Raw genomic sequence first — 13858 nt, forward strand, 5'->3', positions numbered from 1 at the left:
GACCGCCGCGATCTGGCACAACGACCACACCGGGCAGCCCATCCTGCGCTCACTGACCGCCTATGATCACTGACCCCTTGGAATCGATCATCTAGTAGAGTCAGGCCAGTTGAACATATCTGTCAACGACCCGCCGGGCGGGCCACCCACCCGGGAAGGTGCCCCCTCATGGTGAACCAGCCGCTCATGACGGGTAGCTTGGTGTTCTTCCCGGAGACGCCGAGCAGACTCGTGCATCACACGTCGACGTACCGGCGCACACGGAGCCCGGACCACGACCCGCCGAGCACCCAACGGTCCTCGTCCAAGTTCCGTCGGTAGGAGCTGTGCACGCGTCTCGCCCGGCCCTCGGTGTCCAGGCACCGGCCAGGCCGACCGGTGGACACCGTCTCCACCGCACAGCGTCTGGAGGATGACCGACCTCAACCTGCGCCTCCAGGACCGCCTCAACCGGGAGGCCGACGAACGACGCTCGCCGCACCCCACGAAGTGGTGAAGCTGAGAAAGCACCGCGAACGCCTCAAGCATGGCGGCGGTCGTTGATGTCAGAGGGCGCACACTGCGGGCCATGGCCTCACACGACCGGTTCGTTGCACGGCCCCCTCGCGCCCTGCGCGATCCCGACGCCCTGCGTGCCCGCCTGCAGGCTGTCCGAACGGAACCTACTGCGCTTCCCTTGAACGACTGGGTGGAAAAGCTGCGCGGTCGGCTCGGTGGCGGCGAGTCCGTGCCGAGGTTCGACCCCGCTTCCGGCGGAATCGAGGCCCGTAGCCTGTTCAGGAAAAAGCTGCGGGTAGGTGCAGCGCAGGGTCTGCTTGGAGTCCGGCGCCCGGTGGTCGACGAGGCGCGCTCGGCCCCGGTCTGGCAGCGTGTCGAGGTGCTGTCCGGCGCGTACGAGGTGGCGCCGTGACGCCCACTGCCCCCGTCCACGCCCGTCCGCCCTCGGTCTCATCGCGGCTGAGGGCGGACGTATCGTTTCCCAATTCCCCGGACTTGGGGGAGGGGGAGCCGGTCAGGCGTTGGTGGGGCTCGTGACGGCTGCCTGGGTGATGGCCTCGACCAGGCGCTCGCCCGTGTAGGCGCGGCCGCCCATGCCCCAGCCTCCGTCCGGGGCGTTGATGATGTTGATCCGGATGTCGTCGCGATCGTGGCCCGGTGCCATGAGCTTGTACGCGATGTCCGTGGCCCTCTCGATGAAGGCCGTCCGTGCTGCGACGGAATCCAGGCCGATGTCGGGCAGCTTCAGCTCGATCAGGACGAGGGATCGGTTGGTTCCGCCCGCGTACACGTGCTGAGGGTCGAGCAGGTGCAACGCGCCGGCGACCATGGGCGTGAAGAAGGTGTTGCCGGTCAGGCCGCTCACGTCGATGAGAGCGTCGCTGAGCTGCGGAATGATCTCCCGCTCGCCGGTCGGCGTGAGGGCGCCGGTGGGCGCGATGACGGCGATGGGCATGGGTGTGCTCCTCGATCTCGGGTGGGAATGGAGACAGTAGTACGTACGTCCTAGCGAGAAAGACTCTGGAGTAGTATGGCCGTCCTAGTCAAGCGGTAAAGGGCAGAGGCGAGCGGAGGGTCGAGACGAGATGGCCAAGGAGACCCGGGGCCGGATGGTGGATGCCGCCGTTGGCGCGTTGCGCCAACGCGGCCTGCAGGGCATGTCGTTCACCGATGTGCTCGCGCGGAGCGGGGCGGCCCGTGGCGCCATCTATCACCACTTCCCCGGCGGCAAGAACGAGTTGGCCGTCGAGGCCGTCTCGCAGCACGGCCGCGAGGTGTGCGACCGGCTCGCGGAGATCGGGGCGGCCGGCCCTGGGGATGTCGCCGTGGCTTTCGTGGAGTTCGCACGGCCGGTCGCCCAGGCGGCGGCCGAGGGCGCCGGATGCGCCGTCGCGGCCGTGACCGTGCCCCCGGACGAGGACGACGGCGAGCTGTGCCGGGTGGCGGCGGTGGTGTTCGCCTCGTGGACGGAGCAGCTCTCCCGGGCCCTGCGGGAGGCGGGGCTGACGGCGGCCGACGCGGAGGAGAAGGCCGCCCTGCTCGTCGCCCTCCTCGAAGGGGCACAGGTGCTGTGCCGGGCGAGCGGCAGCACGGAGCCGTTCGAACGAGCTGTCCGGGCCGCCCTGCAGCTCTTCGCCGACTCCTGACGGCCGTCGGCCTCGGCGTGCGGTGGACCGCACGCCGAGGCCCTACGTCGGCACGAGCGGCCTGCGCAGAACCCGTTACCGGGGCCTTGCCCAGAACCCACGTCCAGCACGTCCTGACCGCGCTGGCCTGCAACTTCACCGCGTCGCCAACTGGATCGCCGAGCCGCCAATCACCCGCCGCCGATCAACACGCTTCCACGCTCTGTGCGCCGCCACCGCATGACCCGGGAACATCACCAACAGAGTCACGGCATTGGGACCAGGACTTCGGGGCTGGGAGGCGCCGTTGACCGTACAGGCCGGAGCAGTCTCTTGCGGTTCCTGCCCGACCCCAGGCGGGAACCCGGTGCTGGTCGGGCAGGCTTGGCTGTCAGCAAGGCAAGGGTGTCACCCAGCCGGCACCAGCGGCGTCACACCCCAGTTGCGATACGTCGCGCCCCGCTGGCCCGGTCGCTCACTCGGTCGCGGTCGCGAGGTGGCGTGTCTCGGCTCCGTCGCCTCGGTGGAACGGATAGTCCGTGTAGCCGGCCTTGCCTCCGACATAGAACGTGGTCGGGTCGGCTGCGGTCAAAGGCAGGTTCTCCCGGTAGCGGTGGACCAGGTCCGGGTTGGCCAGGAACGGCGTGCCGAAGGCGATCAGGTCGGCCTTCCCGGTGTGCACTGCTGCCCGGGCGCGCGCGAGGTCGTAGCCGTTGTTGGCGATGCACACACCAGCGAACCCCGTCCGCAGTGCGCGGTAGTCGATGGATGCCGTCTTCGTCATCATGTCGCCCTCCAGGATGTGCGCATAGGCCAGGCCGCGCGGACTCAGCTGCCCCAGGAAGTACGCGAAGTGGGCCTGCGGATCGGAATCTGACATGGAGTTGAAGCTGTTCTCCGGCGTCAGGCGCACGCCCACCCGCTCGGCGGGCCACTCGGCGCACACCGCGTCGAGGACCTCGTTCAGCAAGCGCATGCGGTTGGCGGCGCTGCCACCGTACGCGTCGGACCGGTGGTTGCTCCCGTCGCGCAGGAACTGGTCGATCAGGTAGCCGTTGCCGGCGTGGACCTCGACACCGTCGAAGCCCGCGTGCTTCGCCAGCTCGGCTGCGTGCCGGAACTGCGCGACGATCCCTGGCAGCTCGTCTCGGCCGAGCTCGCGGGGCGTCACGAAGTCCTGCGGGCCGGCGTAGGTGGCTGCTTGGCCGGCGGGTTGCATCGCCGAGGGGGCGACGGGCGCCTGCCCGTCCAGCAGACTCGGGTGGGAGATGCGGCCGCAGTGCTGCAGCTGCACGAAGATGTGGCCGCCCGCCGCGTGGACTGCCTCGGTCAGGTGCCGCCAGCCGGTCACGTGGGCGTCGGTGTGCAGCCCGGGAGTGAAGGGGTAGCCCACCGCCTGCGGTGAGACCGTGGTGGATTCCGCGACGATCAAGCCCGCGGTGGCGCGCTGCCGGTAGTAGGCGACCATCAACTCGGGAATGCACCCGTCCGCGTCGGCGCGGTTGCGGGTCATCGGCGCCATCACCATCCGGTTGGCGAGTTTGAGGTCGCCCAGGGCGAACGGCTCGAACAAGTCTAGGGGCATGAGGAGCTCCAGTTTTCTGGCACGAGCATCGTAGGACAACTGTCCTAGAGAGCCGTCACGCTAGGTCGGCGACGCCTGGGGTGTCAACGACTTGACGGTCTAGGACGGGCGACCTACGGTAAGTGCTCTAGGTCGGTTGTCCTACGACGAAAGGGGATCAGTGTGACTGCGGTGGCGACCCGTGAACAGATCGTGGCGGCGGCCGACCGGCTCTTCTACCACCACGGCTACGAGCACACCTCGTTCGCGGACATCGCCGGAGCCGTCGGGCTGTCGCGGGGCAACTTCTACTACCACTTCAAGTCCAAGGACGCGATCCTGGACGCGGTGATAGATGCCCGCTTGGACGACACCCGGCGAATGCTGGAGCAGTGGGAGGCCGAGGCGCCCACCCCGGCCGGCCGCATCATGCGGTACGTCGAGATCGAGCTGACGAACCGCGCCGACATCCAGGACTACGGCTGCCCGGTGGGCACCTTGACCACGGAGCTGGCCAAGCTGGAGCACGCCATGCTCGGTCAGGCCGGCCGCCTGTTCACCCTGTTCCGCGTGTGGCTTCGTGAGCAGTTCGTGCTGCTCGGGCAGGCTGCGCAGGCCGATGAGCTGGCGATGCACGTGCTCGTCTTCAGCCAGGGCGTCGCCGTCATGGCCAACGCGTTCCGCGACGAGGCGTTCATCCAGCGGGAAGTCGACCGGGTGCGCGATTGGCTGAGCACCTACGAGAAATGAGAGATCGCATGTTCGTGGTCCTGCTTCGGTTCTCCGGCAACTCAGGCTCCGCCTCTCAGCACATGACCGGCCATCAGGAGTGGATCAAGCGCGGCCTGGACGACGGGGTCTTCCTGCTGGTCGGCAGCATCCAGCCAGGGCTCGGTGGCGCAGTCCTCGCCCACAACACCTCGCGCGAGGAACTGCAGAAGCGGGTCGACGACGACCCGTTCGTCGCCCAGGACGTCGTCACGGCGGAGATCATCGAGATCGCGCCGGGAATGGCGGACGAGCGGCTGGGCTTCCTGCTGTGACGGCGCCGTTCCTTGGCCCCGACGGCGCGCCGCGCTGCTCGTGGAGCGGAGCTGTCCCGGAGTTCCTCGCTTACCACGACACCGAGTGGGGGTTTCCCGTCGGTGACGACCGGCGGCTGTTCGAGAAGCTGAGCCTGGAGGGCTTCCAGTCCGGGCTGAGCTGGCGCACGATCCTGGCCAAGCGTGAGAACTTCCGCGCCGCCTTCGCGGGCTTCGACATCCCTGCCGTCGCCCGGTTCGACCAGCGTGACGTCGAGCGTCTTCTGGGCGACGCGGGCGTCGTCCGGCATCGCGGCAAGATCGAGGCGGTGATCAACAATGCCCGCCGGGCCGAGGACCTGGTCGAGCGGGAGGGATCTCTGGCGGCGTTCGTGTGGCGCTACGAACCCGACGCGGGCGACCTGGCCGGGCCGCAGACCATGTCGACCTCCCCGGCCTCGGTCGCGCTGTCGAAGGACCTGCGGAAGCAGGGCTGGAAGTTCGTCGGACCGATCACGGTGTTCGCGTTCATGCAAGCCATGGGGTTGATCAACGACCACGCTCGGGAATGCGCGATCAGGCCCGAGGCCCAGCGGATCCGTGAAGAATTCGACCGCCCAGGACGAGTCGGCACGATCAGGTGAACAGAAGACGCACGTGCGCTACATGCTGATCGAGGACTTCGATTCATGGGAACGTGATGCCCCGTCAGGTCCGGCATCGGGCCGACCCCTCCGTTGGTCACCTCTGTTCCTGCTCGGCGTTCGGGTCGCGCAGCGGCCGAAGCGCATCGCCCAATGAACCCCCGCAGCGCCACCGGACGGCGACGTGAGGCGGCGGAGTGGTCTGGGAGGACGCGGCTGACCAGCGAAAGCGGTCAATTGCTTGACTCCTGGCTCAGGGGAAGTGAGCTCGGTTCATCTCGATGCAGGTGCGAAGCTTCCTAGATCGGCGGCTCCACTTGGGACCAGGTCAGATGCCTTCTGACCTGGTCTTTTGTGTTGATCTCCTGATGGATGGGCCAGATTGCGGGATGGCCGCCGAGGAGGGGGTGCGCATCGGGGTTTCCTGACCCAGGCCTGTGACCTGGGCCTTTATTGGCGGTGGTGATTCTGCTGCTCTGCTCTTGCGGAAGTCGGCGTGTCGGGCGCTGGGCTTCGTGGACGAAACGGGTCGAACGAACGGACGCGCACCGGATTCGGGGTGTGAGAAGTCACGAGCGTGGAGTCTTCTTCTCGGCTGCGGCCCCCAGGGCCTTCAGAGTTCAACTTCGGCTTGATTCAGTCGAGTTAGTCACGCTGACTCTGGTCGCTGGTCCGCAGCCACATAAGATCACGTCGCCCGATCCGACAGTGACAGGAGGTCGAAGACCTATGCCGGATCAGCGTGTTGTGGTCGTGACTGGAGGAGGAACGGGGATCGGTGCGGCAACCGCGCGGCTTCTACGGGCGGCCGGGCACGACGTTGTCGTCTCCGGGCGACGACCAGAGCCTTTGCATCGCGTCGCCACGGAAACCGGAGCCTTGGCCTGCCCGGCTGATACCGCCGACCCGGACGCTGTTCTCCACCTCGTCGAGACTGCCGTCGCGCGATTCGGTCGACTCGATGGGTTGGTCGTCAATGCGGGAGTGGGACGCGGCGGGGGTGTCGGGGAACTATCCGATGCGGACTGGGAGTTGGTGCTTCGTACCAATCTCACCGGCCCCTTCCTTCTGATGCGGGCGGCATTGCCGCACTTGCTTCGGGCCCGAGGATCTGTCGTCGCGGTCGCTTCGGTCTCTGCCCTGCGCAACGGGGTGGGCAATGCCGCCTACGCCACGTCCAAGGCGGCACTGCTGCAGTTGTGCCGGTCGTTGTCTGTGGACTACGGGCCTCAGGGCTTGCGGGCCAACACCGTTTGCCCCAGCTGGGTGCGTACGGAGATGGCCGACCGCCGCATGGTCCGGTTCGCTGAGGAGGCCGGATTGACCTCCAATGACGTCGCTGGAGCATATGAGGAGGCCACCCGGCTGCTGCCAGCACGCCGCCCCGGGGAGCCTCGTGAGGTCGCCGAGGCCATCGCTTGGCTGCTATCGCCGGCTGCGTCCTTCGTAAACGGTGCGGTACTGACCGTGGACGGCGGTGTGACCGCGCTGGACCCCGGAACTGTTCCCTTTGAGTTCCGCATCACCCCACGCGAAAACGGGGGTTGATCCTGCAACTGGCGCGGCTGCTCCATGAGCCGACCGCGCCTGCGGAGCGGCGGCCCGGCACAGGAGCCTGGAGGGCCTGGTCACGGTGGTGGACCTCGGGGCGGGCACCCGCGACATCTCCCTTCTGCAAGACAGGCGCGTCGTGACCGCAGCCCGCACGGTCGCCTTCTTGGTGGCCTTCGACTGCGGTTTCACCACCGGTTCACCTCTCGCCCTCTCCGGCGGGCGGGCCTTCTGATGAGGCCGCGTGGACGCTCCCGTGGCTCCCCCGGCAGCGTGTGGCATGAGCAACTACCGTGCGTTTAAAGGTTGCTGACGGATGTTACTGAGGTTAAAGTTTCTCGTGTGGCGGGTTCCTGAGAGATCCGGTCCGCCGCCGTCGGAGCAGCAACGGGGCTCTTCCGGATTCCTTCCACGGCAGAGGCCCACCGGCCTTCCCCCTCTTTCTTGCCGGGGGCTCATCGCAGCGTGCGGCCAACCCGCGGCCTGCAGACCGTTCTTCACGCTCTCTCGTTCCACTCCGTATGGCATACGGCGTTCATTGGCGATCGCTCACATGCGTACAGTCACGTCTTCACACAGGGGGAATCGCAGATGGGCCTCCTTCGTACCGAAGGATTCGACAAGCTCTTGGAGATGGTCGCCTCGGAAGCCGCGGCGCAGAGTGCCGCCGGCCCGGCCATCCGCCACCTGGCCACCATCGGCGAGCGATTGGCGCCGGAGGTGGCGCTCGGCGCGCTGAGGTCGAGCGAGCGCCACCTGCTCGACGCGATGGAAGCCGCTCGCGCCACCGTCGCCCAGCCCGCCGCAGACCACACGGACGGCCACCGCTTCGGCCAGCTGAAGGCGGGCAAGGTTTGCATCCTGAGACCCGGCGAGACGGGCGGATCCGAGCTGCGCACGGTCGCCGGTGTCAACTGGCGCGACGGGGCACCGGAGGGGCTCGACGCCGAGTGCGCGCGCCTCGCCGAACTGGAGGGCGCCGAGATCGAGTCCTGCCGTCTCTGGCTCAGAGAGCAGGGCGAAGAGCATGCTGCGGATCTGGTGGGCCGACTGCGGTTGCTGTTCCGGCACGTCGGGCCGATACGCCTCTACATAGGCGACTTCTGCTACACGAACCTGGGCCGGTCGGGCAACCTCGTCGGCAAGTCCGTGGGCGCGGAGTCCGACCGCTGCCGGATGAAGGTCCTCTCCGAGACTCCGCTGAGTGAGTGGAGCGCCGCCGACGCGTGCTTCGTCGTCTGCATGTCCGCGCTGATCTCTTCCGGAACCCCTTCCCGCACCGAGGAGTTCAGTGGCACGCAGCTCATTCCGAGCAGGCTCACGGAATTCCTGGAAGGCCGCATCCTCGCGTACGACGGGGAGGTTCCCGACGCCGAGGCGTCCGGATCTGCGGTCGGCAGGCTCTTCGAACTCGCCGATCGGGCCCGGGAACTGAGGGCACGCAAGCTGGAGTCCGGGGCGGTGGTCTACCGCACGGTCCAGTCGATGACCATCAACAAGAAGGAACACTTCTTCGACACCCCGGTGACCGGCGCGGATGTGCCGGAGGTGTTCCTCGACACCCTCTCCGATCTTGTACCGTCTGCGCCCGACGCGATCCGCAGCGGCGGATTCGACGTCGACTGGCAGCCGCTCCTCGACGGCGACCCACAACCCTCGCAGGCCGGGTTCGGCAGCCGCTTCGAGGAGGTGCTGCACCAACTCGTCGCCTCCGCCGCGGCCGGCACCGCATCCGACGTCAGCATGTCCCGTGGCCCACGCGACATCCTGCGGCTCAGCTCCCTGCTGGCCGAGGGCAGTATCGAACCCGGCCACTGGAAGACCAGCGAGTACTACTGCTGCGTCGTACCCAGTGAGGACTTCCGCCGCCGGCTCGCCGATGCGGGAGCCGCCGCCGAGGTGCCCCAGGTGGTGCGCGCCATCGCGGCCCGCATGCGCTGGAACAGCTGGCATTTCATGCCGCATGCCGCCGCTGTCACGGACGACGCGAGCTTCGCCGAACGCGACTGGTTCTTCGCCCCCTCCATGCCCGACATGACGGAGTGGACGTCGCACCACCACCAGGGTCACGTGGCCAACGGCGTGCGGCACGCCATCCGCGTCCCCTTCGGCATCACCCTCGCCGGCGCGCACCGGCCCGGCGTGCACGACCTGCGGCTGATGCGCAGTGAGGGTGACGTCTACGGCCTGGGCGAGCTGCGGGCGGCGATCGCGATGGGCGAGGTCCTGCGCGGTCTCTACCAGGAACACGCTCTTCGGCTGGAGAAACGCGAAGCGGCCTTTGTGGTCAACGACTTCGGAAACGTCTGGTACCAGGAGCGGTACGGTACCTCGGCTCCTGAAGTGGACGCACAGGCGAGGACGGCGAACGAGAACGGTGTCTGACCAGATGACGACAGCAGTGACCCCCGCAGTGAAGCCGACGGCAGTGGACAAGAGCGGCGAGGCCGAGAGCCCCACGGTGCTCTACCTCGGCCTGCGGCGTTCTCCCCTGGAATGGCGCGCCGAACTCGATGCCGCCGCCGCACGGGGACTGAGCATCCACGTGGCCTCCGACGCAGACGTCTCCCACACCGGGCTCCCCGAACACCGGCGCGGCTCCTTCGACCGCGGCTCCTCGCTCGCGGACCAGGCCGCACAGGCGTCGCCCGACTCGGCTCCGGCCGCCGTCGCCTGCTGGGGCGACAAGTACGTCGGCCTCACCGCGCTGCTCGCCGAGCAGTTCGGGGTGCGTGGCATCGGTACCGCCGCCGCGGCCGTCACCACGGACAAGGCCGCCCAGCGCCTGGCCATGGAGCCGTACGGGCTCAACCCGCCCTGGCGGGCGGGCCGGACGGCTGACGACCTGCGGGGTATCGTCTCGGAGCTCGGCGCCGCGGGCAGGCCACTGGTGTTCAAGCCCGCCCACTGCTCCGGCGGCCGTGGCATGGCGCTGATCACCTCGGACACCGGCCTGGACGAGGTCTTCGCGCTGACTGCCGCCAACTACTCCGGCACGACCGACTTCCTCGTCGAGGAGTACGTCGACGGCTCCGAGCACTCCGTCTCCGGGGTCGTCTCCGACGGCGAGGTGCGGATTCTCGGCGTCACGGACAAGAGCGTCGACGGGCCGCTGTCCGCGTCGTGGGCCACTGCCGTCCCCTCCGCCCTCACGGACATACAGGTCAAGGACCTGAGGCAGGCCGCCGGACAGGCCGTGCTCGCTGTCGGCATCCGGACCGGCGGCTTCCATGTAGACCTCCGCCTCGCCTCCGCCGGCCCCGTTGTTCTGGAGGTCGGCGGACGGCTCGGCGGCGACCTGATCAACTCCCACCTCATCCCGTACGCGCACCAGGGGGCCGTCCGGCCCTACGAAGCCCTGCTCGCCCTGCTCACCGACGGGGAACTGCCCGGCGAGACCCCCGAGCCGGACCGTGGCGCGGCCATGGTGCTGCTGCCCAAGGCCGGGCGCCCGGCAGCCGAGATGGCCGAGGCCGTGCTCGCCCACCCGCGGGTCGTCCTCGCCGAGGACTGGCCCGGGACGGACACCGTCGTGGCGGTCGTCGTCACGGAGGACCCGGCCGACCTGCCCGCGGCCGTCGCGGACGTACGCAAGTCGGCCCGGTGACCACCGGCACGCCGCACCTCCCGCTGGTCGGAGTCCTCGCCTGCCAGAAGGAGCGGGCCAACGGCACCACGTACTCCCGGGTCAACGACCACCTGACCGAAGCCCTCCTCGACCATGCCGGAGTGGCCGCCGTCCTGCTCCACACCGTACGACCCGAACATGCCGGCAGCGTCCTGGCCCGCCTCGACGGGCTGGTGCTCCCCGGCAGCGGATCGTTCGTCCACCCGGTTCGCTACGGCGGGCGGGACGCCGACGCCGTGACCGGCAGGGAGTACGACCCGGCCCGGGACGCGACTGCGGCCGGACTGCTGCACGAGGCCGACCGGATCCCCGGTCTGCCCGTGCTTGCCAGCTGCCGCGGCATGCAGGAACTCGCCGTGCACCACGGCGGCGCCCTCGAAACCGTGCCCCGCTCGGACGTGAAGCACCGGCTGCGGGCCGGCGTGGACGGCCCCGACCGGTGGGCGCCCGCACACACCGTGGACGTCCGGCCCGGCGGGCTCCTCGCCGGACTGGTCGGCCCCGGCCAGGATCCGGGCACCGTGCCGGTCAACTCCCAGCACAGCGACCGCCTGTCCAAGGTCCCCGGAGAGGTCCTCGTCGAGGCCGTGGCCCCGGACGGGACCATCGAGGCGATCAGCGTCGGCGCGCCGGACCGCTTCGTCCTCGGGGTGCAGTGGCACTTCGAGCACCACACCGACCAATCGCTTCTGGACCGCGAGGTTTTGGCCGCTTTCGGCAGCCGCTGCCGGTCCCGGATGGCGTCGAGGGAACAGCAGTGAACGCACCAGGAACCACGCCCGCCCCCGCGAACGGAACGGCGGAGCACGCCGCAACCGAGTACGCGGCTCTCGCCGCCACCGCCCTCGCGGCGATCGGTGGCAGCGGCGACGAGCTGCTCTTCCTCGCCGGCTCCACGACCGACGGACTCGCCAATCGCAACTCCGACCTGGACCTCTACGTCGTCGGCGACTTCCGCGTCACCGGATCGGAGACAGCGGCCCGCCAGGGCGAGCGCACCGCGACCGTTGCCTACCACGAGGGTCGCGAGGTGAACGTTGCCGTGCTCGACCCGGACGCGCTCGGCCGGCTGCGGGACGCCTTCCACGCCAGCGTGGCCGGCCTGTCGGGGGAGAAGGGCATCGCTCAACTCGTCGACGAGGACAACCTCAAGATCCTGCACCGCGTCCGGACCGGTCGCGCCCTGCGGCGCCCTGACCGACTCCAAGAACTGCGTGACGAGTTGGGCACCGGGGACCTGCCCGCCTACTTGCTGAACGTCGCCGCCGTCGCCGCCGTCAACCGGCTCACCGATGTGTCGGGTGAACTGGCCGACGGCCATGCCGACTCGGCCGCGTGGATGTACCGCGAGGCCCTCGTACACACCGGGCAATGCGCGCTCGCCGCCGCGGGCGTGACCGTCCCCTCGGTCAAGTGGCTCGTCCGGCTGCTCCAGCGCGAGGCGGCGCGCCATGACGGCACCGGGTGCGCCGCGCACGTCGCGCGCCGCCTGCTCGCCCCGCCGGCCGATACCGCCGCCGCGGTCGAGGAGACCCGGGCCGAACTCGCCGCAGTCATCGACGGCGCGGGCGACCAGGCGGGCCCGTACGTACGCACTGTGACCCGACGGAAGCTGGGATGACACCGATGGCACTGGTGGACACCGAAGACCTGCCCGCAGACCCCGGTGATCTCGCGGCACCTGCCGGGACGACGCACGGGAACCAGGAGTTCACGCCCGTCGAGCTGTATGACATACCCGACGCGCTGATACCTCGCGAGCCCCGGCTGGGCGGTGCCTGCGTCCCCGTCCCCGCCGACCGCCTCGCGTCCCTCGCACGGTCCGGACCCGTGGTCCTCGGACTCCAACCCGGTTTCGCCCACACCGACGGCTTCACCGAGTCGGTCCTGAAGGAACTGCGCGCGCTGCTGCACCTGCCGGACGACCACAGCTGCGTCCTCGTCCCCGCCCCACCGCACACCGTGGCCCGGCTGCTCGCCCAGGAGAAGTGGGTCGGGGCGCATGACGCCGTCCCCCGGGCGGTCGACCCTGCCGAGCGGCCGTCCGCCGCCCGCGGCCCCAAGGGCTGGACCGCCGCGGACCTCTCGCGCACCTCCTGGCCGCTCGACGAGACCCTGCTCGGCGAACTCGACGTGGCCTGCTTCTGCCCCAGCTGGCTCCTCGGTGTGGTGCCCGGCTGCACCGTCCTCACCCTGTCCCCACGGGCCGCCGCGGCCGCCCGGGCGGAAGAGGACAGTGGCCCCTTCGGCGTCCGCGCCCTGCTGGCGGTGGACGCGCCCGGCGCGCCCCGCCCCAGCGCTTCGGACCTGATGATGCTGGCCCACGGCGTACGCACCCTCGCCGAGTCGCACCCCGAACGCTTGGACAGCGAGGTCGAGGTCCGCCTGGAGCTGGTCCGCGCCCACACGGCCGGCCGCTCCTGGCTCGCGGGCCCGCCGCACCGCCCGGGACGCGACCTCGCCGCCGTCCTGCCCACTTCCCTCACGCCGGCCGCCGTGCGCGGGGTGACGGACTTTCTGGAGACACGGGCACTCGCGTACGGGCTCGCCGACCCCGCGCGGCCGACCGTGCTGCGCGTCGGCCTCTACCGCACGATCGCCGACGACGACCTCGTCCGGCTGCTCGGTCTGCTCGACGTCCTTCTGGGGGAGGCCCGATGAGCGCAGGTGCTCTGCTCATTCTCAAGCCCGACATCCTCACCGGCCCCTATGCGCACTGCCCCGCCGTGCTCGCCCGCGACACCGTGCGCGGACTCTTGTGTGTGTACGAGCCCGCCGCCTCCCACGACTTCGAGGCGGACACCTCCGAGCAGGCGGTTGCCTGGGGGCTGAACAACATCGAGCGCAAGGTACGCGCCAGGGACTGGTACGTCCGCACCCTGCACGCCCCCGGCCTCCGGCTCGCCGCTCTGCGGAACCTGCTGACCGGACCGGTCCTCAACCCGCCGGACGACGGCCCCCTCCGCACGACAGACCTGGTGCTGAGCGTCGCGGAGGCGTTCGGCTTCACGATCGCCGACAGTCTGCGCACCCGCTGCACACACCGCGACTTTCTCGGCCTCTACGCGGACAACACCCACTTCACCCGGCTCGCCGGAAGCCTGCGCTCGTACCTGGTGGATCAGGAGGTTGAGATCTACCGGTACGCCGGGGACCAGGAGCTGTCGACCCTGCACATCTTCAAGGAGTTGGTGCGCCGGGTCGTCCGCTATCCCACCACCCACTACGACGCGGTGGAGAACCTGCTGCACGTCTCCGACCCGGGTGCACCGGACTGGACGTACTTCCTCAACGCGGCCTTCGGGGAACAGGGCGCCGTCGCGTGA

The 13858-nt window shown here is 69.4% G+C and carries 14 protein-coding genes; 12 read left to right on the forward strand and 2 right to left on the reverse strand.

The window, feature by feature from the left end; translation table 11 throughout:
- The first annotated feature begins 676 nt into the window (after positions 1-676).
- Positions 677-910: a hypothetical protein gene (locus ACH5AF_RS29630; RefSeq protein WP_398905823.1), complete on the forward strand. Its 234-nt coding sequence runs from the start codon at positions 677-679 to the stop codon at positions 908-910.
- 102 nt (positions 911-1012) lie between these two features.
- Here the strand turns inward: ACH5AF_RS29630 and ACH5AF_RS29635 are convergent, their stop codons facing one another.
- The gene (locus tag ACH5AF_RS29635; protein WP_398905825.1) at positions 1013-1453 is read right to left on the reverse strand and encodes a hypothetical protein; all 441 of its coding nucleotides are present in this window, start codon (positions 1451-1453) and stop codon (positions 1013-1015) included.
- A 130-nt stretch (positions 1454-1583) separates the two neighbouring features.
- Here ACH5AF_RS29635 and ACH5AF_RS29640 point away from each other — a divergent pair, with 130 nt between their 5' ends.
- Positions 1584-2144: a TetR/AcrR family transcriptional regulator gene (locus ACH5AF_RS29640; protein WP_398905826.1), complete on the forward strand. Its 561-nt coding sequence runs from the start codon at positions 1584-1586 to the stop codon at positions 2142-2144.
- Between the two features lie 454 nt (positions 2145-2598).
- On the opposite strand, the gene ACH5AF_RS29645 is transcribed toward ACH5AF_RS29640, so the two are convergent.
- On the reverse strand, positions 2599-3708 hold the full coding sequence (locus ACH5AF_RS29645; protein ID WP_398905827.1) for an alkene reductase: 1110 nt from the start codon (positions 3706-3708) through the stop codon (positions 2599-2601).
- Positions 3709-3870: 162 nt separating this feature from the next.
- On the opposite strand from ACH5AF_RS29645, the gene ACH5AF_RS29650 reads away from it, so the two are divergent.
- The 10 genes from ACH5AF_RS29650 to ACH5AF_RS29695 all read left to right on the forward strand — a co-directional run bounded on the left by ACH5AF_RS29650 (position 3871) and on the right by ACH5AF_RS29695 (position 13858).
- Positions 3871-4437: a TetR/AcrR family transcriptional regulator gene (locus ACH5AF_RS29650; protein ID WP_398905829.1), complete on the forward strand. Its 567-nt coding sequence runs from the start codon at positions 3871-3873 to the stop codon at positions 4435-4437.
- An 8-nt stretch (positions 4438-4445) separates the two neighbouring features.
- Positions 4446-4730 (forward strand): YciI family protein, encoded by a 285-nt coding sequence (locus tag ACH5AF_RS29655; RefSeq protein ID WP_398905831.1) that lies wholly within the window; start codon positions 4446-4448, stop codon positions 4728-4730.
- Positions 4727-5353 carry a DNA-3-methyladenine glycosylase I gene (locus tag ACH5AF_RS29660; protein WP_398905832.1) on the forward strand — a complete coding sequence of 209 codons (627 nt, stop codon included), beginning with the start codon at positions 4727-4729 and terminating at the stop codon, positions 5351-5353. The genes ACH5AF_RS29655 and ACH5AF_RS29660 overlap by 4 nt, the downstream gene beginning before the upstream one ends.
- A gap of 729 nt (positions 5354-6082) precedes the next feature.
- Entirely contained in the window at positions 6083-6901 is an 819-nt protein-coding gene (locus tag ACH5AF_RS29665; protein ID WP_398905834.1) for an SDR family NAD(P)-dependent oxidoreductase, read from the forward strand.
- Positions 6902-7495: 594 nt separating this feature from the next.
- Positions 7496-9289 carry a hypothetical protein gene (locus ACH5AF_RS29670; RefSeq protein WP_398905836.1) on the forward strand — a complete coding sequence of 598 codons (1794 nt, stop codon included), beginning with the start codon at positions 7496-7498 and terminating at the stop codon, positions 9287-9289.
- A gap of 4 nt (positions 9290-9293) precedes the next feature.
- Positions 9294-10511, forward strand: coding sequence for an acetyl-CoA carboxylase biotin carboxylase subunit family protein (locus ACH5AF_RS29675; RefSeq protein ID WP_398905837.1), 1218 nt, complete (start codon positions 9294-9296; stop codon positions 10509-10511).
- Entirely contained in the window at positions 10508-11293 is a 786-nt protein-coding gene (locus ACH5AF_RS29680) for a gamma-glutamyl-gamma-aminobutyrate hydrolase family protein (protein ID WP_398905839.1), read from the forward strand. The genes ACH5AF_RS29675 and ACH5AF_RS29680 overlap by 4 nt, the downstream gene beginning before the upstream one ends.
- Positions 11290-12153 carry a hypothetical protein gene (locus ACH5AF_RS29685; protein ID WP_398905840.1) on the forward strand — a complete coding sequence of 288 codons (864 nt, stop codon included), beginning with the start codon at positions 11290-11292 and terminating at the stop codon, positions 12151-12153. The genes ACH5AF_RS29680 and ACH5AF_RS29685 overlap by 4 nt, the downstream gene beginning before the upstream one ends.
- A complete protein-coding gene (locus ACH5AF_RS29690; RefSeq protein WP_398905843.1) occupies positions 12150-13193 on the forward strand; it encodes a hypothetical protein in 1044 nt (347 codons plus the stop codon). The genes ACH5AF_RS29685 and ACH5AF_RS29690 overlap by 4 nt, the downstream gene beginning before the upstream one ends.
- Positions 13190-13858 (forward strand): hypothetical protein, encoded by a 669-nt coding sequence (locus ACH5AF_RS29695; protein WP_398905846.1) that lies wholly within the window; start codon positions 13190-13192, stop codon positions 13856-13858. Before ACH5AF_RS29690 ends, ACH5AF_RS29695 begins: the two co-directional genes overlap by 4 nt.

The sequence above is a fragment of the Streptomyces sp. NPDC018833 genome (genome assembly GCF_044390825.1).
Lineage (GTDB): Bacteria > Actinomycetota > Actinomycetes > Streptomycetales > Streptomycetaceae > Streptomyces.